Annotated in this window: 23 protein-coding genes; 10 read left to right on the top strand and 13 right to left on the bottom strand. The window is 69.3% G+C overall.

Annotated elements, in window-relative coordinates:
* The first annotated feature begins 168 nt into the window (after positions 1-168).
* Positions 169-1,629 carry an MFS transporter gene (locus GZ64_RS0111080; RefSeq protein WP_029266585.1) on the top strand — a complete coding sequence of 487 codons (1,461 nt, stop codon included), beginning with the start codon at positions 169-171 and terminating at the stop codon, positions 1,627-1,629.
* Between the two features lie 23 nt (positions 1,630-1,652).
* On the opposite strand, the gene GZ64_RS0111075 is transcribed toward GZ64_RS0111080, so the two are convergent.
* Complete coding sequence (locus GZ64_RS0111075) at positions 1,653-2,276, bottom strand: HAD family hydrolase (protein WP_231479876.1); 624 nt, start codon at positions 2,274-2,276, stop codon at positions 1,653-1,655.
* Between the two features lie 74 nt (positions 2,277-2,350).
* Between GZ64_RS0111075 and GZ64_RS0111070 the strand changes: the two genes are divergently transcribed.
* Both GZ64_RS0111070 and GZ64_RS0111065 read left to right on the top strand, forming a co-directional pair.
* Complete coding sequence (locus GZ64_RS0111070) at positions 2,351-2,557, top strand: hypothetical protein (protein WP_046399014.1); 207 nt, start codon at positions 2,351-2,353, stop codon at positions 2,555-2,557.
* Between the two features lie 88 nt (positions 2,558-2,645).
* Positions 2,646-4,532: an ABC transporter ATP-binding protein gene (locus GZ64_RS0111065; RefSeq protein ID WP_029266581.1), complete on the top strand. Its 1,887-nt coding sequence runs from the start codon at positions 2,646-2,648 to the stop codon at positions 4,530-4,532.
* A 136-nt stretch (positions 4,533-4,668) separates the two neighbouring features.
* On the opposite strand, the gene GZ64_RS0111060 is transcribed toward GZ64_RS0111065, so the two are convergent.
* Positions 4,669-6,531 carry a phosphoenolpyruvate carboxykinase (GTP) gene (locus GZ64_RS0111060; RefSeq protein WP_029266579.1) on the bottom strand — a complete coding sequence of 621 codons (1,863 nt, stop codon included), beginning with the start codon at positions 6,529-6,531 and terminating at the stop codon, positions 4,669-4,671.
* Between the two features lie 112 nt (positions 6,532-6,643).
* Between GZ64_RS0111060 and GZ64_RS0111055 the strand changes: the two genes are divergently transcribed.
* A complete protein-coding gene (locus tag GZ64_RS0111055; RefSeq protein ID WP_021201031.1) occupies positions 6,644-8,086 on the top strand; it encodes a helix-turn-helix transcriptional regulator in 1,443 nt (480 codons plus the stop codon).
* A gap of 28 nt (positions 8,087-8,114) precedes the next feature.
* On the opposite strand, the gene GZ64_RS0111050 is transcribed toward GZ64_RS0111055, so the two are convergent.
* Positions 8,115-9,221, bottom strand: coding sequence for a winged helix DNA-binding domain-containing protein (locus GZ64_RS0111050; RefSeq protein ID WP_029266577.1), 1,107 nt, complete (start codon positions 9,219-9,221; stop codon positions 8,115-8,117).
* Between the two features lie 44 nt (positions 9,222-9,265).
* Positions 9,266-10,714, bottom strand: coding sequence for a glyceraldehyde-3-phosphate dehydrogenase (locus GZ64_RS0111045; protein WP_021201029.1), 1,449 nt, complete (start codon positions 10,712-10,714; stop codon positions 9,266-9,268).
* Between the two features lie 160 nt (positions 10,715-10,874).
* Between GZ64_RS0111045 and GZ64_RS0111040 the strand changes: the two genes are divergently transcribed.
* The gene (locus GZ64_RS0111040) at positions 10,875-12,218 is read left to right on the top strand and encodes an amidohydrolase (RefSeq protein ID WP_029266574.1); all 1,344 of its coding nucleotides are present in this window, start codon (positions 10,875-10,877) and stop codon (positions 12,216-12,218) included.
* Positions 12,219-12,330: 112 nt separating this feature from the next.
* On the opposite strand, the gene GZ64_RS0111035 is transcribed toward GZ64_RS0111040, so the two are convergent.
* From GZ64_RS0111035 to GZ64_RS0111000, 8 genes are all read right to left on the bottom strand, one after another.
* Positions 12,331-13,320 carry a methyltransferase family protein gene (locus tag GZ64_RS0111035; RefSeq protein ID WP_029266571.1) on the bottom strand — a complete coding sequence of 330 codons (990 nt, stop codon included), beginning with the start codon at positions 13,318-13,320 and terminating at the stop codon, positions 12,331-12,333.
* Between the two features lie 74 nt (positions 13,321-13,394).
* The gene (locus tag GZ64_RS0111030; protein ID WP_029266569.1) at positions 13,395-14,093 is read right to left on the bottom strand and encodes an alpha/beta fold hydrolase; all 699 of its coding nucleotides are present in this window, start codon (positions 14,091-14,093) and stop codon (positions 13,395-13,397) included.
* A 34-nt stretch (positions 14,094-14,127) separates the two neighbouring features.
* Positions 14,128-14,715, bottom strand: coding sequence for a TetR/AcrR family transcriptional regulator (locus GZ64_RS0111025; protein ID WP_021201017.1), 588 nt, complete (start codon positions 14,713-14,715; stop codon positions 14,128-14,130).
* Positions 14,716-14,762: 47 nt separating this feature from the next.
* On the bottom strand, positions 14,763-15,596 hold the full coding sequence (locus GZ64_RS0111020) for an ATP-binding cassette domain-containing protein (protein WP_029266567.1): 834 nt from the start codon (positions 15,594-15,596) through the stop codon (positions 14,763-14,765).
* Positions 15,593-17,383: a dipeptide/oligopeptide/nickel ABC transporter permease/ATP-binding protein gene (locus GZ64_RS0111015; protein ID WP_029260439.1), complete on the bottom strand. Its 1,791-nt coding sequence runs from the start codon at positions 17,381-17,383 to the stop codon at positions 15,593-15,595. Before GZ64_RS0111015 ends, GZ64_RS0111020 begins: the two co-directional genes overlap by 4 nt.
* Complete coding sequence (locus tag GZ64_RS0111010) at positions 17,380-18,321, bottom strand: ABC transporter permease (RefSeq protein ID WP_021201014.1); 942 nt, start codon at positions 18,319-18,321, stop codon at positions 17,380-17,382. Before GZ64_RS0111010 ends, GZ64_RS0111015 begins: the two co-directional genes overlap by 4 nt.
* 76 nt (positions 18,322-18,397) lie before the next feature.
* Positions 18,398-19,924: an ABC transporter substrate-binding protein gene (locus GZ64_RS0111005; protein WP_231479875.1), complete on the bottom strand. Its 1,527-nt coding sequence runs from the start codon at positions 19,922-19,924 to the stop codon at positions 18,398-18,400.
* A 232-nt stretch (positions 19,925-20,156) separates the two neighbouring features.
* Positions 20,157-21,497, bottom strand: coding sequence for an HNH endonuclease signature motif containing protein (locus GZ64_RS0111000; RefSeq protein ID WP_029266563.1), 1,341 nt, complete (start codon positions 21,495-21,497; stop codon positions 20,157-20,159).
* 47 nt (positions 21,498-21,544) lie between these two features.
* Here GZ64_RS0111000 and GZ64_RS20190 point away from each other — a divergent pair, with 47 nt between their 5' ends.
* A complete protein-coding gene (locus GZ64_RS20190) occupies positions 21,545-21,871 on the top strand; it encodes a hypothetical protein (protein WP_231479874.1) in 327 nt (108 codons plus the stop codon).
* Between the two features lie 73 nt (positions 21,872-21,944).
* Positions 21,945-22,325 (top strand): hypothetical protein, encoded by a 381-nt coding sequence (locus GZ64_RS0110990; protein WP_029260442.1) that lies wholly within the window; start codon positions 21,945-21,947, stop codon positions 22,323-22,325.
* 10 nt (positions 22,326-22,335) lie between these two features.
* Here GZ64_RS0110990 and GZ64_RS0110985 read toward each other — a convergent pair whose 3' ends face one another.
* On the bottom strand, positions 22,336-23,298 hold the full coding sequence (locus GZ64_RS0110985) for an aldo/keto reductase (RefSeq protein WP_029266561.1): 963 nt from the start codon (positions 23,296-23,298) through the stop codon (positions 22,336-22,338).
* Positions 23,299-23,398: 100 nt separating this feature from the next.
* On the opposite strand from GZ64_RS0110985, the gene GZ64_RS0110980 reads away from it, so the two are divergent.
* The 3 genes from GZ64_RS0110980 to GZ64_RS0110970 are packed head-to-tail and all read left to right on the top strand — an operon-like array spanning position 23,399 to position 26,260.
* Positions 23,399-24,133: an SDR family NAD(P)-dependent oxidoreductase gene (locus GZ64_RS0110980; RefSeq protein WP_029266559.1), complete on the top strand. Its 735-nt coding sequence runs from the start codon at positions 23,399-23,401 to the stop codon at positions 24,131-24,133.
* A gap of 23 nt (positions 24,134-24,156) precedes the next feature.
* Positions 24,157-25,290 carry a zinc-binding dehydrogenase gene (locus GZ64_RS0110975; protein WP_051667984.1) on the top strand — a complete coding sequence of 378 codons (1,134 nt, stop codon included), beginning with the start codon at positions 24,157-24,159 and terminating at the stop codon, positions 25,288-25,290.
* Between the two features lie 7 nt (positions 25,291-25,297).
* Positions 25,298-26,260, top strand: a complete 963-nt coding sequence (locus GZ64_RS0110970) for an aldo/keto reductase (protein ID WP_029266555.1) — start codon at positions 25,298-25,300, stop codon at positions 26,258-26,260.
* Positions 26,261-26,285: the final 25 nt, after the last annotated feature.

The following is a 26,285-nucleotide window of genomic DNA, read 5'->3' as shown; positions in this document are numbered from 1 at the left end:
CCCGACCCGCATCATCGTGCAGACGGGCTGCCGTCGCCGATCCGTGGGAGACCCGGGGTTGGGTCTCGCTGCGAGATGACACGCGAAACACGCGCACAGCAAACACTCAGGAAGGCGTAAACTCGCCCGGGTCCCCCGGTATACCGGGGACTCGATCGGAGGAGCTTCATGAGTACTGCCACTGCGCCCGCGAATCCTCGCTCGCGCGTCATCACCGCGAGCCTGGTCGGCACCACGATCGAGTTCTACGACTTCTACGCGTACGCGACGGCGGCCGTGCTCGTGTTCCCGGTGCTGTTCTTCCCCACCGGCGACGACACCACCTCGCTCCTCTCCTCGTTCGCGGTGTTCGGTGCGGCGATGGTCGCGCGTCCGATCGGCGCGGTGGTCTTCGGCCACTTCGGCGACAAGTTCGGGCGTAAGGCCACGCTCGTGGCATCACTGCTGACGATGGGCATCGCGACCTTCGTGATCGGCCTGTTGCCGACCTACCAGGACATCGGGTGGTGGGCCGCCCTGCTGCTGCTGATCCTGCGACTCGCTCAGGGCTTCGCGCTCGGCGGCGAGTGGTCGGGCGCGGCACTGGTCGCCACCGAGAATGCGCCGAAGGGCAAGCGCGCCTGGTACGGCACCTTCCCGCAGCTGGGCGCGCCGCTGGGCTTCATCATCGCCAACTTCCTCTTCCTCGCGATCAACTGGCTGCTGCCGCACGCCGAGAACCCGGTCCTGAAGTCCGAGGCGTTTCTCTCCTGGGGCTGGCGCATCCCGTTCCTGTTCTCCGCAGTGATGGTCATCATCGGCCTGTGGGTGCGGCTCAAGCTCGTCGAGTCCGACACCTTCAAGAAGGCGGAGACGAAGGGCGTGATCCGCAAGCTCCCGCTCGCGACCGTGTTCCGTCACCACTGGAAGCAGCTCATCCTCGGCACGTTCATCATGCTGGCGACGTACGTGCTGTTCTACCTGATGACGAACTTCACCCTCGCCTACGGAACCAAGGCCGCCTCGCTCGAGACCGCCACCGCCGCCGCGAAGGCCGCCGCCGAGGCGACCGGCGCCCCGTTCGACCCGATCAAGTTCGCGGCCCAGTTCTATCCCGGTCTCGGCTTCGGCTACACCGACTTCGTGCTGATGCAGATCATCGGCGTGGTGTTCTTCGGCATCTTCACGCTGCTCTCCGGTCCGATCGCCGATGCGGTCGGCCGACGGAAGCTGCTGCTGTGGGTCACCGGGACCATCATCGTGTTCGGTCTCACGTTCGACGCCTTCCTCCTGCCCGCGGTCGACCCGAAGTTCACGGGTGCGCTCACCCAGGCGTTCCTCGTGTTCGGGTTCATGCTGATGGGCGCGACGTTCGGCCCGATGGGCGCTCTGCTTCCCGAGCTGTTCCCGACCAACGTGCGCTACACGGGGTCGGCGATCGCCTACAACGTCTCGTCGATCCTCGGCGCCGCGGTGGCCCCGCTCATCGCGCTGAAGCTGTGGGAGGTGGCCGGCGGCGCTCCGTGGCTGGTGGGTCTGTACCTGTCCGCGATGGGTGTGCTCACGTTCATCGCGCTGATCCTCTCCCCCGAGACCAAGGACCACGACTACGACGACGACCTCGGCGTCGCGGCGGCCGTCGAGCTGTGATCCTGCGGCCGTGACGATTCACGTCACGGCCGCAGGAACTCCTCGATCGCGGCGATGGTGGTCGCGTTGTCGAGGTGTCGCACGGCGCGGATCCCCACCGCCTCGGCACCGTCGACCGATACCTGATGGTCGTCGATGAACAGCACGTCGCCCGGGTCGGCGCCCATGCGCTGGAGTGCTCGTCGGTAGGCCTCGGGATCCGGCTTGTTCACGCCCTGCTCGTGGCTGCAGCAGATCGGGTCGAACACCTCGGAGAAGCCGAAGCGGCGCTCCTCCTCCTCGCGCGCGCCATCGGCGGAGTTGGAGAGGATCGCTGTTCCCGCCCGCGCCGAGAGCGTGCGCGCGTACGCGATCAGGTCGTGGTTGCCGGTGCCGCAGTAGGCATCCCAGAAGTCCTCGCGCATCGCGCCGCGCTGGACCTCGTCGAGACCGAGTGCCGTGCCCACCGCCGCCCAGAAAGAGGGTTCTGTGCCGACGGTGACATCGATCGGCGGAAGATCGGCCTCTGCGATGCGCGCCTCGAAGACGGAGGGTTCGAGACCGACCACCGCACGCCAGCGCTCCCACCACTGCTGCTGCCAGGCATCGTCGTCGACGACCTCCAGCACTCCCCCGATGTCGAACAGGATCCACTTCTTCGTCGGCATCCCCCCAGACTGCCACGTCAACATGTATTGACACTCGCGGACACGTCAACGATGATTGACGCAGGAGGTCCATCATGACAATGCCGACCGCGATCGCACAGGACGACGGCAGCGAGCCCCTGGCCGCGCTGCACCGGCTCGCCGAGGTGCGCAAGGAGGTGGCCCGTGCCGAGGAGGCGAACGTGCGTCGCGCGCGGAACCTCGGGTACTCCTGGCAGGCGATAGCCAGCGCCCTCGGCGTGAGCAAGCAGGCGGCTCATCGGCGATTCGGCCGGTCCTGAGCCCGCGATGTGCCGCATACAGCCGCTCCATAGGATTCGACCGCGAACGAAGTACCGTCGAAGTACCATCTCCAGATAGAGGTCCCGCATGTCCGGTTCGGCGACAGCACGCCGCCGCGGACGTGGCGCACAGCCTGAAGGCCCCCGCGCCACCTTCCGCCAGCTCCTCCCCTTCCTCTTTGAACACAAGCGCACCCTCATCGTGGTCGCGGTGCTCAGCGTCATCGGCGCCGCGACCTCGCTCGTGCAGCCGTTGCTCGTGGGCCAGGTCATCGAGGCCGTGCAGTCCGACACCGGTATCGGGATCCTGGTGTGGCTGCTCGTCGGCTTCGTGATCGTGTCGTCGGTCATCTCCGGCTTCCAGCACTACCTGCTCCAGCGCACCGGCACCGCGGTCGTGTACTCGAGCCGCCGCAAGCTGATCGACCGCATCCTGCACCTGCCGACCTCGGAGTTCGATGCCCGCCGCACCGGCGACCTCGTCTCCCGCGTCGGCACCGACACGACGCTGCTCTACGCCGTGCTCACCCAGGGCCTCGCCGATGCTGTCGGCAGCGCCGTGCTCTTCCTCGGCGCGCTCATCGCGATGCTCGTGATCGACCCGATCCTGCTGCTGCTCATCGTCGTGGTGATCGGCATCTCGGTCGCCGTCGTCGTGCTGCTGAGCGGACGCATCCGCACCGCGTCGACCGCGCAGCAGGAGAAGGTCGGCGAGCTGGCTTCCGGCGTGGAGCGCGCGGTCGGCTCGATCCGCACCATCCGCGCCTCGGGAGCCACCGAACGGGAGACCACCGCCGTGTCGGGCCTCGCCTCCGACGCCTACGGCATCGGCGTGCGCATCGCCAAGATCTCCTCGATGGTCGTTCCCGTCTCCGGCATCGCCCTGCAGCTGTCGCTGCTCGTGGTGCTCGGGGTGGGCGGATTCCGGGTGGCCGCGGGAGCGATCACGATCGCCTCGCTGATCTCGTTCATCATGTTCCTGTTCCTGCTCGTGATGCCGCTGGCCACGACGTTCGGCGCGATCACCTCGGTCAACCAGGCTCTCGGTGCGCTCGGCCGCATCCAGGAGGTTCTCGACCTGCCCACCGAGTCGCAGGACGACGAGAAGATCGCGGCCTCGCTGCCGCGCGAGACCGCTGCGGCGGACGCACCGGCCATCGAGTTCCGCGACGTGCGCTTCCACTACCCTGCGAACGTCGTCGCCGCCCGTCAGGCCGCGGCCAAGGAGGCACGCACGCTGCTCGCCGATGCGCACCTGGAATCCGCGGAGGACGCCGCCCCCGCCGTGCAGGACCACGAGGTGCTCCGCGGCGTGTCGTTCGCCGTGCCGCAGGGCTCCCGCGTCGCCCTGGTGGGCCCCAGCGGCGCGGGGAAGAGCACGATCCTCTCGCTGATCGAGCGCTTCTACGACCCGACCGGCGGCTCGATCCGCCTGCACGGCCACGACGCGCGCACCTACCCGCGCGACGAGCTGCGCGCCCACTTCGGTTACGTCGAGCAGGATGCGCCGACGCTGGCCGGCACGCTCGCCGAGAACCTGCGGCTCGCCTCTCCCGAAGCGACGGACACCGACTGCGAACGGGTGCTGCGCGCCGTGAACCTCGGCGACGTGCTCGAGCGCGATCCGCTCGGCATCGATGCCCCCGTCGGCGAAGACGGCGTGATGCTGTCGGGCGGTGAGCGTCAGCGTCTCGCGATCGCGCGCGCCCTGCTCACGGACGCCCCGATCCTGCTGCTCGACGAGTCGACGTCATCGCTCGACGGAGTGAACGAGCAGCGCATGCGGGAAGCCATCGATGCCGTGTCGACCGACCGCACGCTCATCGTGATCGCGCACCGCCTCTCGACGGTCGTCGACAGCGATCTCATCGTGGTGCTGCAGGACGGCGTCGTCGTCGGCCAGGGCACGCACGCCGAGCTCGTGGAGTCGACGCCGCTGTACCGCGACCTCGCGCGACACCAGCTGCTCACCTGACGCACGACAACACGAAGGCGGGACGTCGGAGACCACTCAGCCATGGGTTCGTCTCTGATGTCCCGCCTTCGCGGGTTTGCGGGGCACGAAGCCCCGAGGGTGCCGGCTCCCCCGAACCGGCACCGGTCTGGGGGAACTACGCCTTGTCGAGGCGGTAGCGCAGCGACGCCAGCTCGGCGCGCAGCGCTGCGGGGACCTTGTCGCCGAAGGTGTCGTAGAACTCCTCGGTCAGGTCGGCCTCGGTCTTCCATGCCTCGGCATCGACCGAGAACAACTCGTCGAGGTCGGCAGCGGGAATGTCGAGCCCGTCGAGGTTCAGGTCCTCCACGCGCGGCAGGCGACCGATCGGGCTGTCGACCGCAGGAACGTCACCCGCGATGCGGCGGATGATCCAGTCGACCACACGCGAGTTGTCGCCGAAGCCCGGCCACAGGAACCGGCCGTCGTCGCCACGTCGGAACCAGTTCACCTGGAAGATGCGCGGCGCCCTGTCGAAGCGCAGACCGCGCCCGACCTTGAGCCAGTGCCCGAAGTAGTCGGCCATGTTGTAGCCGCAGAACGGCAGCATCGCGAACGGGTCGCGGCGCAGCTCCCCGACCGTGCCCTCGGCGGCAGCCGTGCGCTCTGACGAGATGTTCGAGCCCAGGAAGACGCCGTGCGTCCAGTCGGTGGCCTCGACCACGAGCGGGACGTTGCTGGCGCGGCGTCCACCGAACAGGATGACGTCGAGCGGAACGGCCTCTTCCCAGTCCTCGGAGATCTGCGGGCACTGCGCCGCCGACACCGTGAAGCGGGAGTTGGGGTGCGCTGCCGGCCGTCCCGACTCGGGAGTCCAGTCGTTGCCCTCCCAGTCGATCAGGTTCGCGGGCGCCTCATCGGTCAGACCCTCCCACCACACGTCGCCGTCCGGACGGAGAGCGACATTCGTGAAGATGGTGTTGCCCCACAGCGTCTCGACCGCCGTGACGTTGGTCGATTCGCCGGTTCCGGGTGCGACGCCGAAGAAGCCCGCCTCCGGGTTGATCGCCCACATGCGGCCGTCTTCGCCGGGACGGATCCAGGCGATGTCGTCGCCGAGGGTCTCCACCCGCCATCCGGGGATGGTCGGACGCAGCATCGCGAGGTTCGTCTTGCCGCAGGCAGAGGGGAACGCCGCGGCCACGTGGTACGCCTTGCCCTGCGGGTCGATCACGCGGATGAGCAGCATGTGCTCGGCGAGCCAGCCCTCATCGCGGGCGATCACCGAGGCGATGCGCAGCGCGAAGCACTTCTTGGCGAGGATCGCGTTGCCGCCGTAGCCCGAACCGTACGAGTAGACCTCGAGCGTCTCGGGGAAGTGCACGATGTACTTGTCGTCGTTGCAGGGCCACTCGACGTCCTGCTCCCCCGGGGCGAGCGGGGCACCGACCGTGTGCACGGTCTTGACCCACGGCGCGCCCTCGGCGATCTGCCGTGTGACGGCATCGCCGACACGGGTCATGATGCCGATCGAGGCGACCGCGTAGGCGCTGTCGGTGATCTGCACGCCGATGTGCGAGAGCGGACCGCCGACCCGGCCCATCGAGAACGGCACGACGTACATCGTGCGGCCGCGCATCGAGCCCTCGAAGATCTCGTCCATCTTGGCGTGCATCTCGGCAGGTGCCGCCCAGTTGTTCGTGGGGCCGGCGTCCTCCTCGCGCTCGGAGGCGATGAACGTGCGCCCCTCGGTGCGGGCCACGTCGCTGGGGTGCGAGCGTGCGAGGTACGAACCGGGACGCCATTCGGGGTTGAGCTTGATGAGCTTGCCCTCATCGACGAGTCCGCGCAGCAGCCAGTCGTTCTCGGCGCGCGAGCCGTCGACCCAGTGCACGGCGTCGGGCTGGGTGAGAGCGCGGATCTCCTCGACCCACGCGGCCAGCTCCGCCATGGCGGGGGTGTCATACGTCGGAGCCGCGCCGAACGTACGCGTCGGTGCGACGGGAGACGTGCGGGGGGTGAAGACTTCGGCGATAGCCATGACGTGTGCTCCTTTGAAGTGTGGGGCGTTGCACCTATCTTCTTCCGGTTCGAGCGCGACTTTCGGCCAATTCGAGTGATAAGAACTTCAATTCTTTCGCTAGACTCAAGGAATGGCGTCCTCCGGCATCCACCTCACGACTCTCGGCCACCGCATCCGTCACCACCGATTGGAGAACGGGTTCACGCTCGACGAGCTCGGTGCCCTGGTCGGCGTGGCCGGCTCTCAGCTGAGCCTGATCGAGAACGGCAAGCGCGAGCCCAAGCTCTCGCTGCTGCAGGCGATCGCTCAGGCGACGAAGACCGAGGTGACCGACCTGATCTCCGGTGAACCGCCGAACCGTCGGGCCGCCCTCGAGATCGCCCTGGAGCGCGCGCAGGAGAGCCCGGTCTTCCGGCAGCTCGGCGTCGCGCCCGTGCGCGTGACCAAGGGCATGAGCGACGAGACGATCGAGTCGGTCCTGGGGCTGCACCGCGAGCTGGAGCGGCGTGAACGCGAAGCCATCGCGACGCCCGAGGAGGCGCGGCGTGCGAACACCGAGCTGCGGTTGCGGATGCGCGCGCAGAACAACTACCTCCCCGAGATCGAGAAGCTCGCCGAGAAGCACCTCAAGGCGGCGGGGCACGTGCAGGGCGCGCTCACCCACCGCACGGTGAGCATCATGGCGGAGAAGCTCGGCTTCGAGCTGATCTACGTCAACGACCTTCCCCACTCGACCCGCTCGGTCACCGACCTCGAGAACGGACGCATCTACCTGCCGCCGGCGTCGATCCCGGGTGGCCACGGTCTGCGCTCGATGGCACTGCAGGCGATGGCGCACCGACTGCTCGGGCACACACCGCCGACCGATTACGCCGACTTCCTGCAGCAGCGCCTGGAGATCAACTACTTCGCCGCGTGCTGCCTGATGCCGGAGACCGCATCGGTCGCGTTCCTGCAGCAGGCGAAGAAGGACCGCAACCTCGCGGTCGAGGACTTCCGCGACGGCTTCGGCGTGACGCACGAAGCCGCCGGCATGCGCATGACGAACCTGTTGACGCAGCACCTCGGCATGGCGCTGCACTTCCTGCGCGTGGATTCCACCGGCGCGATCACCCGCGTGTACGAGAACGACGACCTGCCGCTGCCGATGGACGTGACCGGCGCGGTCGAGGGACAGCGGGTGTGCCGCAAGTTCCAGGCACGCGCGGCGTTCACGCAGCAGAACCGCACGGTGGAGCACCACCAGTACACCGACACCCCCTCTGGCACGTTCTGGTGCTCGACCCAGACCGGATCGTCGAGCGACGGCGAGTTCTCGGTGACGGTCGGCGTGCCGTTCGACGACGCCCGCTGGTGGCGCGGACGCGAGACCAACGACAGAGCGGTGTCGACCTGCCCCGACGAGTCGTGCTGCCGTCGCCCCTCCGCCGAGCTGAGCGATCGCTGGAGCGGACGGGCGTGGCCGAGCGCGCGGGTGCACACGCACATGTTCTCGCCGCTCCCCCGCGGTGCATTCCCCGGGGTCGACGACAACGAGGTCTACAACTTCCTCGCGCGCCACGCGAGCGAGTAGTCGCGGCGGGGCCGGTGATCCCTGCGGCTCAATCGTCGGCGAACCGGGCGAACCGGGCGAGGGCCGCAGCCACGGCGGCGGGATCCTCCGGCTCCTCGAACAGCTCAGGCGGCGTACCCCTGGTCGCGGTCGCGTGGGACCAGGTCCCGATCACGCGCCCCTGCTCGACGAGGGTCGGACGCACCATGCCGTTCTTTCCGGGGCCGACGGCCGCGAGATGCTCCGGGGCGCAGACGGTCGTGCGATCGGCGTAGGAGATGTAGTACTCGTCGAACGCGCCGAGGGCGTGGACGGAGGCCGCACCCGATGCTCTTCGCGGACGTCGGCGCGCGGCGAAGAGACCCTCGTCGATCTCGTCGACCCTGCCACCGTCCGTTCCCGCTCCCGCCCGCTCGGCCGCCTCGCGCGCCTGACCGAGGGTGAGGCCCGCCCACCAGGCGAAATCGGCGATACCGGCGGGGCCGTGTCCGTCGATGTAGCGGACGAACAGCTCGGCGAGCGGGTCATCGGGCGTGACGTGCTCGCGGATGTGATCTTCCACGAGCACGAAGCGCTGCTCGCGGGCGAAGCCGGCCCTGGCGACGACCGGCCCCTGGCAGATCAGACCGTCGATCGTGAGGGTGAACAGCAGATGGATGCCGCGCTGGCCCGAGGGGTCGATGCCGACGCCCTGGAGGATCTCGAACACCTCGGCCCGGGTGCACCCGCCGTCGCGCAGCGCCGGCGTCAGCGCCCGGACGCTCGCGGCGACCATGTCGTCATCGATGCCGAGATCGCGGTGGCGCGAGGCCGCCTGCTGTCGCTGCCGCCCCGCGGTGACCTGCAGCATCCAGCCGAGGTCGCGCGCCAGGACGGTGTGCAGGGTGCCGCGCATGGTCCACCCGCGCACGATGTCACCGCGGTCGAAGGCGCGGTCGACGTCGCGCACCGTGGTCTCCCCTCGGGTGCGGACGGCCAGCGCCCACCGACCCGCGGTGAAGTCCTGGCTCTGCACCGCGAGCATGTGGTGCGCCGCATCCGTCACCGTGGGAGCCGGCGAGATGAGGCGGTGCGATTGGAGGCGGTGCGATTGGAGACGCTGCGATCGGAGGCGGTGCGATCGGAGGCGCTCGGCACGCAGAGTCGCGGTCTTCATGACCTCATCATGCCGGGTGCCGCCGACACGGCGCACGAGGAACCTCAGCTCTGCAGCGTCACCTCTCGGCGCTCGGGGAGCACGATCGGGTGGGAACCCGCCATGACCTCGAGCACGCGGATCACCTGGCACGAGTAGCCGAACTCGTTGTCGTACCAGACGTACAGGATGAGGGTGTCCTCATCGGCGATCGTGGCGAGACCGTCGACGATGCCGGCACGGTGCGACCCGACGAAGTCGGTGGAGACGACGTCCGGGCTCTCCACGTAGTCGATCTGCTGGCGCAGCTTCGAGTGCAGCGAGACCCGGCGCAGGTAGTCGTTGACCTGATCCTTCGTCGCGGGCCGCTCGATCGTCAGGTGCAGCACCGCGAGCGAGACGTCGGGGGTGGGCACGCGGATCGAGCTGCCCGTGAGCTTGCCCTCCAACTGCGGCAGCGCCTTGGCGACGGCCTTGGCGGCACCGGTCTCGGTGATGACCATGTTGAGCACCGCCGAGCGTCCGCGTCGATCGCCCTTGTGGAAGTTGTCGATCAGGTTCTGGTCGTTCGTGAACGAGTGCACGGTCTCGACGTGCCCCTTGACGACGCCGTAGGCCTCGTCGATCGCCGCGAGCACGGGCGTGATGGCGTTGGTCGTGCAGGAGGCGGCCGAGAGGATGCGGTCGGTCTCGACGATCGTGTCGTCGTTGATGCCGTGGACGATGTTCTTGAGCGGACTCTTCCCCGGCGCGGTCAGCAGCACCCGGGCGACGCCGGTCGAGCGCAGGTGCTGCGACAGACCGGCCTCGTCGCGCCAGCGCCCGGTGTTGTCGACGACGATCGCGTCGTGGATGCCGTAGGCGGTGTAGTCGATGGTCGCCGGGTCGTCGGAGTAGATCACCTGGATGCGGGTGCCGTTGGCGATGATCTGCTCGGCGTCTTCGTCGACGGTGACCGAGCCGGCGAAGCGGCCGTGCACGGAGTCGCGCAGGAGCAGGGATGCGCGCTTGACGAGGTCGTTCTCGGCGCCGCGGCGGACGACGATGGCGCGCAGGCGCAGTCCGCTTCCTCCCCCGGTGTGGGCGATGAGGATGCGGGCGAGCAGGCGGCCGATGCGCCCGAAGCCGTAGAGCACGACGTCGGTGGGTTCGGCGGCGACGGCTCCCATCGCAGGGGCGAGCACGTCTGCGAGGTACGTCTCCAGCGGCTGACCGCTCTCGGCATGGCCGGCGACGAGGCGGGCGACATCGAGGGAGGATGCACCGGGGGCGAGCGCATGGATCGCCTCCAGCACGGCCAGGCTGTCCTCGATGGGGAGCCTCTCGTGCCCGAGCTGCGCGACGCGCTCGTGCACCTCGACGAGGCCGGTCGCCGACAGACCGAGCAGGCGGTGCCCGTGGAGCGAGGTGACGACGTCGTGTTCGCGTCGGAGCGCCCCGATGAGCGGGATCATCCGCTCCGCCAGCTCTTCGCTCTCAGTCCAGTCGTCGCGGTGTGCCGCGGAATCGTTCATCTGCGTCCTTGCATGTGTGAGCGCGCGCCGAGGTCGCCGGCGCGCGAGTTGCCGGGTGAATCGGGGGATGTCTCCAGCGTACAAGCCGCAGAACCGCGCGCCGAATCGGTGCGTCCCCGCCCCGCATTCGGCCGGGTTTTACGTCTACACTGGTGGAATAATGAGCCAGACATTTCCCGGCGACGACGCCGACCTGATCATCCGCGGCGGCCGTATCCACACCTTCGACGGGACGGGCGATATCGCTCACGCCCTCGCCGTTCGCGACGGCGTGATCGTCGCCACCGATGCCGCCGCCACCCGACTCCACGCACGGAACGTCCTCGAACTCGACGGACGCACCGCGGTCCCCGGCATCAACGATTCACACCTGCATGCCGCATGGCTCGGTGCGCGCTGGCCGCACCTGTTCTTCTCGGACACTCCCCCGGAGGAGCAGCCGTCCGGAAGACTCGTGTCGACCGCGAGCGAGCGGCGATCCGCCCTGCGCCGCGCGTGGCGCCTCCTCGCCGAACACGGCATCACGAGCTACACCGAACCGGGCATCGGTCCGGGAGAGGACGCCGGGGAGACCGGATGCTTCGGCGCCGACATGCTCGACACCTACGGCGAACTGCACCGCGAAGGCGCCCAGACATCGCGGGTGACTCTGCTGCGGCTCTTCGGCACGATCGACGGCGAGAGCACGCTCGAGGACTTCGCGCACGGCATCCGCACCCCGCCACCCACCCACGACCCGCGATGGCTTGCGATCCCCGGAGTGAAGATCTTCGCCGACGGCATCCCCCCGATGGCGACCGCCTGGGTCGAGGAGCCGTATGCGGACGGCACCACCGGAGCACTGCTCACCCGAGGAGGGAGCGACCCGCTTTCCGCATTCCAGCAGATGGTCGAACTGGCCGCATCCCGCGGGATGCAGATCGCCGTGCATGCGACCGGCGACCGGTCGATCGCCGAGTTCCTCGCGGTCCTGGAGCGCCTCTCCGATGCGCCCGCACCGGCCGCTCCGCACTACGTCGTCCACGGAGACCTGGCCACGCCCGAGCAGATCGCGCGCATGCGACGGGTCGATGCCGGATTCGCCGTGCAGCCCCTGATCGCTGCGCACACCCATTCCTGGGCGGCGGCGCAGCTCGGCGAGGCGCGCATCGCCACGGCCTGGCCGCTGGCCGCGATGCTCGGCTCCGGCGCCCTCACGACCGTGACCAGCGACGCGCCGATCGCGAGTCCGGATTGGCGGCTCGGGCTCGACGCCGCGCTCGCCCTGCTCACCGACGCGGGCTTCATCGACGACGCAGCGACCCGCCACCTGCTCCTGCGATCGATGACCGTGGATGCCGCGCGACAGGACGGCGCATCGGACTGGAAGGGGTCGCTCGAGGTCGGGCACGTCGCCGACCTGACGATCCTCGACGAGGACCCGCTGACGCCCGTCCGCCCGTTCTCCTCGCTCGAGGTGGTGCGCACGATCGTCGACGGCCGTACGGTCTTCTCCCGCGACTGAGCCCGCCCGCGCACGAAAACGGCGGGCGGCATGTTCACGCATGCCGCCCGCCTCTGATCCCCCTCGGACCAGTCCGCGCCCCCGGCGTCGGGCACCCGACGCCGGGGAAGTCTCACACCGCCGTCGCGACCAGCACCCGCGGGCTTCCGGGCAGGGCGACCTTATCCCGCACCTCCCAGCCCGCATCGTTCAGCCAGCCGCGCACCTGAGATTCCGGATACACGACGGTCCCGTCGATGACGAGGTACTCCCCGGCGTGCCGGGCGTCGATCCCGCGCTGCTCCGCGTCGTCGTCGAGGAAGAAGTCGAGCACGGTCAGGGTCGCTCCCGGAGTCGCTGCCGCCCGCAGGTTTCGGAAGATCCGGGCGTTCTCCTCGGCGGTGAAGCGATGGATGACGTGATTAGCGAAGACGGCGTCGTATGCCCCCTCGGGTGCAGCAGTCGCGGTGTCGGCGATCTCGACGACGACACGGTCGGCGACGCCCGCCGCCGCCACGGCTTCGGCGATGCCGTCCTCGAAGCCGGGAGCGTATACGAACGTGGTGTGCAACGCCGGGTTCTGCGCCATGACCGACAGCGCGAAATCCGCCGAGAGCCCGCCGAAATCGAGGGCTTTCGTGGCACCGGCGAGGTCGATGTGTCGGCCGAACTCCTGGGCGTGCAGGCGGTTGTACGTCATGACGCCGGCCATGAAGGTCGCCCAGCGGGCGTCGTCCATCTGCAGGTCACCCGGTTCGGTGGTGTCGACCGTATGGGCGAACTGCAGCCAGTGCGGGTAGCTGATCTCGTCGAGGAACGTGAGGAACGGGCCGAGGTCGATCGCCGCATCGGCACCGGTGAGGTAGGCGGCCGCATCCGGGGCCACGACGTAGTTGCCGTCCGTGCGGACCAGCAGCCCCTGGGCCGCCATCGCGTCGGCGAGCAGGTGCGCGATGCGCTCACTCACCCCGCATCTCTCGGCGATCGCCGGCACCGTGTCGGCTCCGCCGTCGACGGCAGCGAAGAGGCCGATGCGACGGGCGTGGAAGAGCTGCTTCGATGCCATGTATCCGGTGGCGATGTCGAGGATCCGGGCCGCGTCCGCGGTGGGAGTGTCGGTCATGAGTGGCCTTTCGATGTTTATCTACGAATGTTGGAATTAAAGGGCATGAGGAGACCGATGGACGGCCAACCGGGTCAGTCCGCCAGGAAGTCCTGCACAGCGGTGCGGAACTCCGCCGTGTGCAGCGCGGAGAGGTGATCACCGGGGACGCGGTGGGCGCGCGCCGCCGGGAGCAGCTGTGCGAGCTCGTCGATCCCGGCAGCCATCGCATCGTCCGTGCCGCCGATCAGCAGTACGGGCAGCGTGAGCCCATCGGACCGCGGGGCGAACGGCTCCGCGGCCAGGCCCTCGATGAGGTCGATCACGTCGCCCGGTCTGTTGCCGGGCAGTGAGGCCATGTGCACGATCATTCCCGTGAGTGGATCCGCCGGGGCGGCGCCGCCGGAGACGGCCGCGCGCGCGGCCGGGAGGTCGACCAGGGTGAAGGGCTCCCCCGCGCTGAGTCCGCCGAGCACTGCCCGGCGCACCGCGACCGCGGGATGCCGCACCAGGTCCCAGGCGAGCCGGGCCCCCAGCGAGTACCCCACCAGGTCGATCTCATCCGCACCGACGGCGTCCGCGAGCGCGTCGAGCACCACCGAGGTCGGGGCCGTGCCGAGCGTCGGACTCGCTCCGTGTGCCGGGAGATCGACCACGACGCGGGGACGGTCGCCGAAGGATCCGCCCCACTCGGCTTCCGGCCAGTCCTGCGCGCCCTGCGAGGCGAGGCCGTGCAGGAACACCACCGGACGCCCGGTACCCGGGTGCCGCTCGACGAAAAGGGGTGAGGTCATGACGCGCCGTCCTCTCGGATCAGGCGCGTCGCGGTCAGCGGAGCCGCGCCAGGAACTGGTCGATATAGGTCTCGTAGTCGGCGATCCGCTCGCCATCGGGATACATGAGGTTGATCACCGTCGCGCCGACCGCCGCCGAGATGTACTCGTTCGCGAGGGGCCCGTAGTCCTGGTCGCGGATCGACCCCTCGTCGCGCGCCGCCTCCATCCGCTCGATGAGCGAGGTGCGCCAGGACGCCAGGTGCCCGCGATACAGCTCGGCGAGGGCCTCGTTGGCCATCGCGTACTCCCACAGCGCGAGCAGCACCCGCCCCGCCGCGATCTGCTCCTGGTCGCGAGGAATCGTCGCCCGCAGGAACCCCCGCAACGCGGCGTCCGCCGACGCCGGCTCCTCGCCCGCTGCCTGCACCCCTTCGGACATCTGCTGCAGGATCGTCTCGAACGTCGCCGCGACGATGCTCTCCTTGCCGGGGAAGTAGTGCTTCAGTGCGCCGTTCGCGAAGCCGGCCTCCGCCGCGATGCTGCGCATCGTCGCCGCCTCGAAGCCCCCCTTCAGGATGATGCTCTTGGCCACCTCGACGATGTCCCGTCGACGCTGGTCGTGATCGATGATCTTCGGCATGAGGTCCTTCCGGCCGATTCCGGTGCGTGGAGTGATCGGGCCTGGAGCTACCGTACCGCCGCATCGCGCACCTCCCGCAGAGCGAGCCACTGTGCACGCCGCTCCCGCTGCGCGACGGGGTCGGCGACGGGCGAGGCCAGGCGCAGCCGCTCGGAGTACGGATGCTCCGGGGCTCGGGTGACCTGCTCACCCTCGCCGACCTCGACGAGTTCGCCGCGGTACATGACAGCGACGCGGTGGCAGACGCGGCGGACGACGCCCAGGTCGTGCGAGACGAAGAGGTACGCCACCCCGGTGTCTCGCTGCAGCTCGATGAACAGATCGAGGATCGTCGCCTGCGTGGTCAGGTCGAGGGCGCTGACGGGCTCGTCGCACACGATGAGCCGCGGTCCGCGCACGAGGGCACGGGCGATCGCGATGCGCTGACGCTGCCCTCCGGAGAACTCGCTCGGGTGGCGGTCCATGGCCGATTCGGGCAGACGGACGCGGTCGAGCATCTCGCGCACCTTCGTCTCGGCAGACCTCGTCCCGATGCCGCTGGTGAGCAGCGGTTCGGCGAGGATGTCGCCGATCGTCATGGCCGGGTTCAGCGAGCCGTACGGGTCCTGGAAGACGACCTGGACATCATCCGCGAGAGAGCGTCGGGCACGGCCGCCGAGTCTGCTGATCTCCTTCCCGTCGAAGCGGATGCTCCCGTCGGTCACGGGCGCGAGGCCGAGGATCGCCTTGCCGAGCGTCGACTTGCCCGAGCCGGATTCGCCGACCAGGCCGAGACATTCGCCCGGCGCGATGTCGAGGGAGACACCGTGCAGGGCACGGAAGGAGGTCCGCCCTCGGCCGTATTCCACGACCAGATCGCTCACTTCGAGCAGCGCACTCATGCGTTCGCCTCGATCCTGGTGCGGTCGAGCGCGGCGCGACCTTCGGCGTCGTCGAGCGAGGCGGCGATCAGTTGGCGCGTGTACTCCTCGGTCGGCGCGGCGAACAGCGAATCGACCGGTCCCGATTCCACGATGTCGCCGCCGCGCATCACTATCACGCGGTCGCAGATGTCGGCGACGACGCCGAAGTTGTGGGTGACGATGAGCAGCGCCATGCCGTACTCGGCCTGGAGTTCGCGCAGGAGCTCGAGCACCTCGGCCTGCACGGTCACGTCGAGCGCCGTGGTGGGCTCGTCGGCCACGAGCAGCGACGGCTTGCCCGCGATCGCGCCGGCGATGAGCACCCGCTGCGCCATGCCGCCCGACACCTGGTGCGGGTAGCTGCGCATCACCCGATCGGGGTCGGTGAGGCCGACACGCACGAGCATCGCCCGTGCCTGCGCCTCGGCCTCCGACCTGCGGAGACCGTGGGTGCGCCGCAGCGGCTCGACGAGCTGGCTGCCGATCGTGTACGAGGGGTCGAGATTGCTCATCGGCTCCTGCGGCACGTAGCCGATCTCGCGGCCGAGCAGCGCCTGTCGCTGCTTCGGCGTCGCCTTCGTCACGTCGGTTCCGCGCACCCAGATGGCATCGGCGACCGCCCGCCCGGTGGCGGGCAGCAGGTCGAGCACCGAGAACACGGTCTGCGATTTGCCGGAGCCCGACTCTCCCACGATGCCGACGACCTCGCCGGGGGCCACGTCGAGGGTGACGCCGTGCACGACCTCGGTCTCACCGGTCGGCGTGGCGTGCACGACCCGGAGGTTCTCGACCCGCAGCGCCGAATCCTCTGGCGCGTGCTGTGCGTGACCGGTGGCGGCGTGCCGCGGTGCCGTCGGGGTGGCCTCGGCGTCGGCACGCCGTCGGGAGACCCGCGGCGTGCGCACCTGCACGAGTTCGGCGAGCGTGGATCCCATGATCGCGAGCACCGCGATCGTGAGCCCGAGGGCCGCCGAAGGCCACAGCAGCATGAGCGGATAGGTGAGCATGAGACGGAAGCCCTCGAGCATCATCGCCCCCCAGCTGGGAACGTTGGAGTCGCCGATGCCGAGGAACTGGAGTCCGGCCTGCATGCCCATCGCGATGCCCGCCGTGAGCGCCGTCTGGATGATGACCGGCGGGTAGACGGCCCTGATGACGTGCCGGAAGATGATGCGCCCGTCCGACAGCCCGGAGACACGGGCCGCGTCGATGTAGGGCTCGTTGCGGACGGCGAGCGTCTGCGACCGCGCGATGCGGAAGTAGCCGGGCACCATGAACACGCCGACCGTCGCCATCAGCAGCTCGAAGTTGTTGCGGCTGCCCGCGGCCACCACGAGCAGGATGATCATGCCGGGGATCGACTGGAGTGCGTCGCTGATCCAGGTGGCGACCCGGTCGAACGTGCCCCCGAAGTAGCCGGCCGCGACGCCGGACGGCACGCCGATCACGAGCGCGGTGACGATCGTGATGAGCGCGCCCCACAGGGTCGTGCGGGTGCCGTAGATGAGACGACTCAGGATGTCACGGCCGGTCGAGTCGCCGCCGAGGAGGTGTTCGGGCCCCGGAGGCGCCTTGGCTGCGGCGAGGTCGACGAAGTTGGGGTCCATCGGCGCGAGCAGCGGCGCGAAAACCCCCACGAGCACGATGAGGACGAAGATCGCCAGCGGGATGTACCCGCCGGGGTGCCGGAGGAAGCGACGGAACAGGCTGGAACGTCGCTTCTGCGCCGCCCGGTCGAAGGCGACCCGGATGTCTGTGGTGGTCATGCGACGCGCACCTTCGGGTTGATCCAGCCGAGCACGAGATCGAGCAGGAGGTTGATGAGGACGACGAAGACGATGGAGACGACCGTGATGCCGAGGAGCATCGGGATGTCGCCGTTCTGCGAGGACTGGTTGGTGAGCTGTCCGAGGCCGGGGAGGCTGAAGATCTGCTCGACCACGATGGCTCCGGAGAGCAACCCCACGAACATCAGGGCGATGACGGTGAGGGCGGCCGGTGAGGCGTTGCGGAGGATGTGCAGGTTGACCCTGGTCGCCGAGAGACCGCGGCTGCGGAGAGTGCGCACCCAGTCCTGGCGGCTCTGGGTGATGACGGCATTGCGCAACTGCTCGGAGACGGCGACGATGCCGCCGAGGGCGAGCGAGATCGCCGGGAGGGTGATGGAACGCAGCCATCCGTCCACCGACTGCGTGGGCGGCACGTAGCCGACGGCGGGGAACCACTTCAGCTGCACCGCGAGCCACATGACGAGCACGAGGCTCACCCAGAAGCCGGGGAGCGCGAACAGGACGACGGAGATGCCCTTGATGATCCGGTCGAACCAGGTTCCCGGCCGCAACCCCGTGATCATCCCGAAGGCGATGCCGATGACAGCGGTGATCAGCGTCGCAAACGTCACGACCGACAGCGTCACGGGCACCTTGATCGCGAGCTGTGCGCTGACAGGCTGGAAGTTGCGCCAGGAGACGCCGAAGTCGAGCAGCGCGGCATGCGAGAGCCAGTCCCAGAACTGCACCAGGAGCGGACGGTCCAGACCGATCTTCTCGGCCAGGGCCGCTTGCTGGGCGGGACTCGCCGTGGTCCCCAGGAGCGAAGCGGTCGGGTCGCTGATGGCGAGGTGCGCCAGGAAGAAGGTGCCGATCGAGACCGCGACGAGCAGAAGGATGCCGGACAGCAACCGCTTCGCCGTGAACAGGAGCATGGGGACCTCTCGGAAGGTGGGGGTCGGAGGGGGAAGGGTGTCGGGGCGGCCGGCGTCGCGGCCGCCCCGACGGGCGTCAGCCCTGAGTGATGTAGCGCAGCGTCGGGAACATCATCCCCACCACCGGCTGCAGCTGGATGCCGGGCGCCGTGTAGTAGATGTTGTTCGCCTGGTACCAGACCGACCACCACGCCTGGTCGACGAGGGCCTTGTTGAGCTCCTTGACGGCGTCGGTCTGCGCGTCGCCGCGCTCTGTCTGCACCTTCTCGACGAGCGGAGCGATGACCTCGTTCTGCGCGTAGTCGGGCTCGGGGTTGAACCACTGCACGCTGGTCACCTGACGGGAGACGGTGGCCACGTCGTTGCCGTCCATCGCGAGGAACGAGATGAACATCGGGTAGTTCGGCGCGTTCAACTGGTAGTCCGGCATCTGCATGTTGTCCCACGTGACCTTCACGCCGAGCTCGTTGAGCGCCTGCTCGGCCGACGGCTTCCACATCTCGAAGATGGGCGACATCGGCATCGAGATCGCGAACCCGTCCGGGTAGCCGGCGTCGGCCAACAGCTCCTTGGCCTTGGTCATGTCGTAGGCGTACGTCTCGTTCAGCGACGGGTCGTTGATCGGCCCACCGTCGGGGAACACCTGGTTCGTGGCGACCCCGGCTGCGCTGCCGACGGCAGCGAGGACGGCGGCTCCGTCGAAGGCGTAGTTGAGCGCCTGCCGCACCTCGAGCTTGCCGAGAGGCTCGCTCTTGGCGCCGGTGTGGTCGGTGATCACGAGCCCCGCCCAGCCGGAGACGCGCTCGGCAGTGTTCCAGCCCTGCTGCTTCGCCTGCTCGAGGTTCGCGACGTCGCCGTACTGCACGTTGATCTGACCGCTGAGCATGGCGTTGTGGCGTGCGGTGGCGTCGGTGATCGGGAAGATCGCCAGCTCGGAGAACGGATAGGTCTCGGCATCCCAGTGATCGGCGGCCTTGGTGAAGTGATATTCGGCGCCGGCCACGCTCGTCGCGCTGTCGAGGACGTAGGGCCCGGAGCCGATCGGCTCACTGCCGAGCGTGCCCGCTTCGATCGACGCCGGGGAGGCGATGTAGCTGCGGCCGAGTCCCATGAGGTACAGGATCGTGTCGTCGCGCTGGGTGAGGCCGATACGGACGGTGTCGTCGTCGACCTTCTCGAAGGAGGCGGCATTGACGTAGGCCTCCCCCGAACGAGCACCGGCCTTGAGGTATTCGAGGCTCGTGATCACGGCGTCGGCATCGACCGGGGTGCCGTCGCTGAACACGGCGTCGGTGCGGATGTCGAGGTCGATGCTGAGGTCGTCGTCGGCGACCTTCCACTCGGTGGCGAGCGACGGGATCGGGTTGCCGTCGGCGTCGAGGGCGATCAGGGCGTCGTACACCGCGGAGAGGTACGGGCCGTCGAAGCCGATATCGGCGAGCGAGGGATCCCAGGAGGTGATGTCGAGGAAGTTCCCGATGTTGAGAGCATCGGGACTCTCGACATCGCTGCCGCCGGACGGCGAGGGTGTCGAGCCGCTGCAGCTGGTGAGCGCGAGGGTCGCGGCGACGGCCGCGACGAGCGCGAGGGGCATTCGTTTCATGGTTCCTTCTCTCGGGTGCAGGGGTGGTGAAGAAGGGGTGAGGTGCCGCTGACCGGAGGCCGGATCCGACGTCACTTCGATGTGTCGTGCTGTTTAGTCTACATGCGTGGAAAAAGAGCGCAAGAGCGTTTCCTCCGCGGAGAGCGCCGACTCATGCCTCGGGGCGCACCGGCCTTGTCCGTGCGCGCAGGCATGGCCGGGCGTGGCGCATCCTGCCCTCGGATCGCAGCGCTCAGGCGGCGATGTCGAAGCGCGCTCTGCCACCCGGACGAGGTGTGCGGGCGGGGTCGACCGAGGCCGGCGGGAGGAACCACGCCCTCGCGCACCCGCCGCCACCGTCGATGCGGACATCCCATCCGTTGTCATGGATGCGGTGGTGACAGGTCTCGCACAGCAGCACGCCGTTCGAGAGATCCGTCGGTCCGCGGTCGCGTCTCCACCACCGGATGTGATGCGCCTTCGTCATCTCGGGCGGCAGCCCGCACATGGCGCAGCCGCCATCCCGTTCCGCCAACGCCAACCGCTGTGCCCGTGTGAACAGGCGCTTCTCGCGCCCCCAGTCGAGCACTTCACTCGCGGCTCCGAGCACGCACGGGATCACTCCGCCGCCGGCGGCCATGCGCCTCGCAGCTCCGATGCTCACCGGCTGCTCGATCCCGTCGATCTCGGCGGAGCCGGTGCCGGCCTCGAGGTCGTCGAGGCCCACCCTCACGACGATCGTGGCACCCGCCAGCGGCACCCTGGTCGCACATCCGAGCACGTGCGCGGCGAACACGGCGAGCGCATCAGCCTGAATCATCGGCACCGTGCGGCGGTCGGCGTCCGGCGCATCGGCGTCCGTCGCATCCTTCCGAGCGGCGAATGCGGCGGTCACGTACCCGCGGATCGCCGTGACGACGGGGGCTGCGGTCTCGGCGTCGAGGATCGCGTTCAGATGCAGCATCCCGTCGCGCTCATGAATGGTGAGCGATCGGCGGGAACGCTGCTCCTCGAGCCGCGGCTCCACACCATCCGGATCGAGCCACGCTTCTGCGCGAACCACCAGCTTGCGCACGTCGTCGAGAGCGAGCCCCGCCGCCTTCTCCACGAGCACCCGCTCCGCCTCGGCGACACGCACCGCTCCCGCCGGCAGTCGGCACCGATCCAACAGCGCGATGATCACCGCCGCCGCCTGGGCACTCAACACCCCCGCACCGAGCGCCTCGCGCACCACCGGATACTTCGCAGGCAGGGGCGCACCCAAGAGGTCTGCGCGGGGCGCCACGGCTTCCCCGACCTTCACGAGCCGCGTCGCGTCACCCCGCGACACACCCACGGTCGCCGCGATCAACGTCGCCGGGTTCCGGAAGCCCTGCTGCTTCGCGAGGCTCTCCGCGCCCAACTCCGGACGGGACTCGCGGGAGATGCACGCGGCCACCTCGACGTGCACCGCATCCAACCGTCTCTGCAGCTCCCCGAGGGATGCACTCACCGCGATCAGCTGCTCGCGCGACAACTCGCCCGACTCGTCGGCGCCAGCCCACGCCGCGTCGAGGCGGGACATCGCCTCGTGCAGTACGGCCAACTTCGACATGACTCGATTCTACCGAAGCAGGTCGCGAGTTTCGAACATATCTTCGAATGGATGCCGGTATTCTGACGGTCGTTCCCGGTCGAGCGCTGCGCGCGGAAACCCCTTCCCTCCCGTGCGGTCCACGAAAGGCACTCGACGACAGACCGCCCGCGGCCGTCGGCCTGGCCACCTCTTCTGATCGCGATCGCCCTGGAGGTCAGCGCGACCCCTCTGCGGCCGAGGGCTTCACGCATCCGCTCTGGCTCATCGTCGTCGTGATCGGCTACACCGGCTCACTGGGGCTGCTGTCGGTCGCGCTCGATCGCGGGATGGCGATCGGCGTCGTGCTCATCGCGGCCGGTGTGGCGATGATCGAGTTCGGCGGCGCGCACTGACGCGAGCACGCAGACCGCAGCCACTCCGTGGTTCACTGGATCCGATCGCAACGGCCGAGAGGAAGAGGGCGCCGTGGGCACGTGGGGACCGGGGAACTTCGACGACGACACCGTCGCCGACGGACTGAGCGAGATCACGGACGATCTCATCGCGAAGATCGCCGAGGTGTTCGCCGACGAGGACGATGACACCGAGCTGCAGCCGGACGAGTGGGGCGGATCGATGGCGCCCGCCTGGCTGGAGATCCTCACCGACATCGGATCCGCCGGCCGCGTGGGGGCGACTTTCCCGCCGAGCAGCACGCTCGAAGCCTGGCGGGATCGCTACGTCCGCGTGTGGGACGAGTACATCGATGAGCTCGAACCCGATGAGGACTACCGCGTCGACCGGCGGCAGGTCATCGTCTCGACGTTCGAGCGCGCTCTGACCGTCGCCCGCGAGCGCGAGGCGTAGGCGCCCCCCCTCACCACGCGCCGTCGGCCCGCACCTCGCGGTCGACCCGGCATCCGGCGAGCGCGGCACGCACCTCGGCTCCGTGATCCCGGGCGAGCGCGAGCGCCGCGTGGTTCTCCTCCAGCTGCGGGAGACGAGAGGCGCCGAACAGCACATTCGCGGCGGCGGGGTTCGACAGGCAGAAGGCGATGCCGAGTGCGGCCGGTGTGACCCCGAACCCGGCGGCGACGCGCGCGACCTCGGGATACACGGCGACGATCTGCTCACGGACGCCTCCGACGTCGGCGCCGATCTTCCGCTCGGGCACACGCCCCGTGGCCAGGATGCCGCCCTCGAACACATCGGACGCCTGCAGGGCGAGCGTGCCGTCGGCGAACAGCGGGCCGTAGGCATCGCCCTCCGCCATCGCCCTCCGAGCGATGCCGTACTTCAACTGCGCGAACACCGGACCTGCCACGCTCTGCTCCGCGGCCTCGGCGAGCGCCTCCCGCGTGTGCTCGATCCGCCAGTTGTTGATGCCCCAGGAGTCGACGAGCCCTTCGGCGATGAGCTCGTTCACGTCGGCGACGAGGCGCGGCATATCGGGGGCGTCGAGGTAGTCGCCCACCACGAGGGTGTCGAAGCGGTCGAGTCCCGCTCGCTCCAGCGACTCCTCGAGCTGCGCGCGGAATCCCTGGTTCGGCCAGTCCCACAGCCAGAGCTTGCCGCACAGCACGATGTCGGCACGATCGACGCCACTGGCTCGCAGCGCCTGCCCGAACAGGACGTCGGTCTTCGAGTTCTCGGCGTGCGGGCCCATGTTGTAGTACGCGACGTCGAAGAACCCGGCGTCCAGCTCCACCGCCCGGCGGATCATGGCGACCGCCTCGTCGGGCCCCATCCGGTCCCAGGTGTTCCACGATCCGAGCGCCAGCGGAGGCACGGGCACGCCTACGCGGTCCAGGCGTTTCCGGGGATATGTCGTTTCGGGCATGGAGGCTCCTTCGCCTTCTCGAGACACGGGGTTGTGTTTTTCTATGTTTGTAGAATATAAAGGAGACATCCCGTCAGAACAGCCGTCAGTGAGGACGAACATGACCGCATCTCCCCGCCGGATCCTGGTCACCGGAGGCGCATCCGGGCTCGGCCGCGGCATCGCCGCCGCCTTCCGGGACGCCGGAGACGAGGTCTTCATCGGCGATGTGAACACGGATGCCGCGGCCGCCGTCGCTGCTGAGATCGGCGCGACGGCCCTCACGCTCGATATCAGCGACGAGACCTCCGTGCGCGCCGCGGCCGAGCGGGTCGTCGCCGACGGCGGACTCGACGTCCTGGTCAACAACGCGGGCATCGTCGCCGGCGGCGGCACCCTCCAGGAGGTCCCGGTCGACGTCGTCGATGCGGCCCTGCGGGTCAACGTGCGCGGCACCTTCCTCATGCTCCGCGTCTTCGGCGGTCTGCTCGCCGAGGCGGGACGCGGGTCGATCGTCAACATCTCCTCGATCGGCGCCCGCCAGCCCACCCCCGGCCTCGGCCACTACGAGGCGACCAAGGCCGCGGTCGACGCCCTCACCCGCACGTCCGCGATCGAGCTCGCCGCGGCGGGCGTGCGCGTGAACGCGGTCGCCCCCGGGCCTGTGCTCACGCCCCTGACCGCCGACTTCGCGTCGAACCCGCAGGCGCGCGCGGCCTGGGAGTCGCGCATCCCCCTCGGCTCGATCGCCGAGGTCTCCCAGATCACGCCGCTCGTGCTGTTCCTCGCGAGCGACGCCGCCAGCCACATCACCGGAGTCTCCGTCGCCGTCGACGGCGGACAGCTCCTGGTCTGACCGACACCGCCGTCTGGAGAACCATGTCCCTCCCCACGCTCGACCTGCCGCCCGCCCCCGGGCTTCCGACTTCGACCCGCGCCGCCGTGCTCACCGCGCACGGCGAACCGCTCACTCTGCAGAACCTTCCCCTCCCCGCCGAGATCGAGCCCGGCGCCGCCCTCGTGCGCATCTCGTGCACCACGCTGTGCGGCACCGACATCGAGATCTGGGAGGGCCGGATGAGCTTCCCCGGCATGCTCCCGATGGTGCTCGGACACGAGATGGTCGGCGAGATCGTCGCTACGGGGCCCGACACGAAGGACGCCCTGGGACGCCCGCTCTCCCCCGGCGACCGCATCGGCTGGTCCGAGTCGACCTGCGGCGAGTGCCACGGATGCGTGGTGCTGCGCGAACCCGTCGCGTGCTCCCGCCGCGGCTACGGGTTCCTGCAGCGGGCCGACGTGCATCCCTTCGCCACCGCTGGACTCTCGGAGTATGCCTACGTGACCCCGGGGGCGGCGAAACTGCTGCTCCCGGCGTCGGTGAAGGACACCTGGGCGTCGATGGCCGGGTGCGCGGCCAAGACCGTGCTGCGGGCCTTCGAACGGGCCGGGCGCATCCGGCCCGGCTCACGCGTGGTCGTGCAGGGCGCCGGCGCGCTCGGCATCTTCGCCACGGCCGTCGCGAAGATCTCGGGAGCCGGCCAGGTCATCACGATCGGCGCCCCCGCGTCGCGCCTGGAACTCGCCGGACGCTTCGGCGCCGACGCGGTCGTCGACTTCCGCGACGGCCCGGTCGTCGAACAGGTCATGGCGCTCACCGGAGGCCGCGGAGCCGACCACGTGTTCGATTTCGCCGGCGCGCCGAGCGTCGGACCCGACGCGATCGCGATGGCGGCACAGCGCGGCACGGTCGCCATCGTCGGGTCCACCGGTCCCGCAGGCGACGGCTTCCCGCTCAGCACGATCATGGGCAAGGAGCTCACCGTGGTCGGCTCGCTCAACGGCGACATCTCGGACTACTCCCGCGCGATCGACTTCTTCACCGCGTTCGGCGACCGCTTCCCCTGGGACGACCTGTTCAGCGCCCCGGTCGGCCTGGCCGACGCCTCCGCGAAGATCGCCCACATGCACCAGCTCGATGAGGTCAAGGCCGTCATCGACCCGAGACGGTGAGGACCCCGTGACCACTCCCCTCCTGCCCCGCCGCGAGATCGGCCGCAGCGGCATCGACGCCTCGCTGTTCTCCCTCGGCTCCTGGCACACCTATGACCGGATGGACTTCGGCGACGCGGTCACGATGCTCCGGGAGGCCGTCGACCGCGGCGTGAACCTGTTCGACGTCGGCGTGTACTCCGCACCGGGAGCGCCGCCCGTCTTCACCGACGTGATCTTCTCGGCGATGGTGCGCGCCGCAGGGCTCCGGCGCGACGAGTGGCTGCTCTCGTCGAAGCTGTGGCTCGAGGCGTTCGGCGATGACGGGTTCCGCCCGCAGCTCGAGAACGCGCTGATGCGGGTCGGCGTCGAGCACGCCGACCTGGTGATCCTCGGCGACCTGCGCCGCGACGACCTCGCCCTGCGCGACCTCGTCCTCGACCTCGCCCGTCTCGAGGGGGCCGGACTCATCCGCGCCTGGGGTGTGAACAACTGGTCGGCGTCGAGCATCCAGACCCTGATCGACATCGCCGCCGCGGAGGGCGTCTCCGGGCCGCAGATCGCGCAGCTCAAATACAGCGTCTCCCGGCGCTCGATCCCCGACGGCGCGCCCTTCGCACGCCTGTGGGATCAGGGGCTGACGCTCCAGGCCTCCGACTGCCTGGAGGGCGGTGTGCTCGCAGGCAAGATCAACGGGGACAGGCAGATCGGCCGCGACCCCGGCGATATCCGGGAACGGATCATCGCGGATGTACCCGCCTTCTCCGCCCTGGCCTCGTCGCTCGACGTCTCACCCGCGCAGCTCGGGATCGCGTTCACGCTCACCCATCCGGCACTCACGACCACGCTGTTCGGCGCATCGAGCATCGACCAGCTGCGCGCGAATCTCGACGCCGCAGCCCTGGTCGACCGCATCGGCATCGAGGAGCTGCGCCGCCTCGTCGAGCCGTTCTGGGCCGACCGCGGGGTCGTCGACCCCGAAGGCCCCTGACCCGCCTCCCCCATCGCTTCCAGGA

Source organism: Microbacterium sp. Cr-K32 (genome assembly GCF_000708345.1).
In the GTDB taxonomy this organism is placed as follows: Bacteria; Actinomycetota; Actinomycetes; order Actinomycetales; family Microbacteriaceae; genus Microbacterium; species Microbacterium maritypicum_A.
The sequence above is the reverse complement of the archived record's forward strand: the minus strand, read 5'-3'. Positions and strand labels throughout refer to the sequence as shown.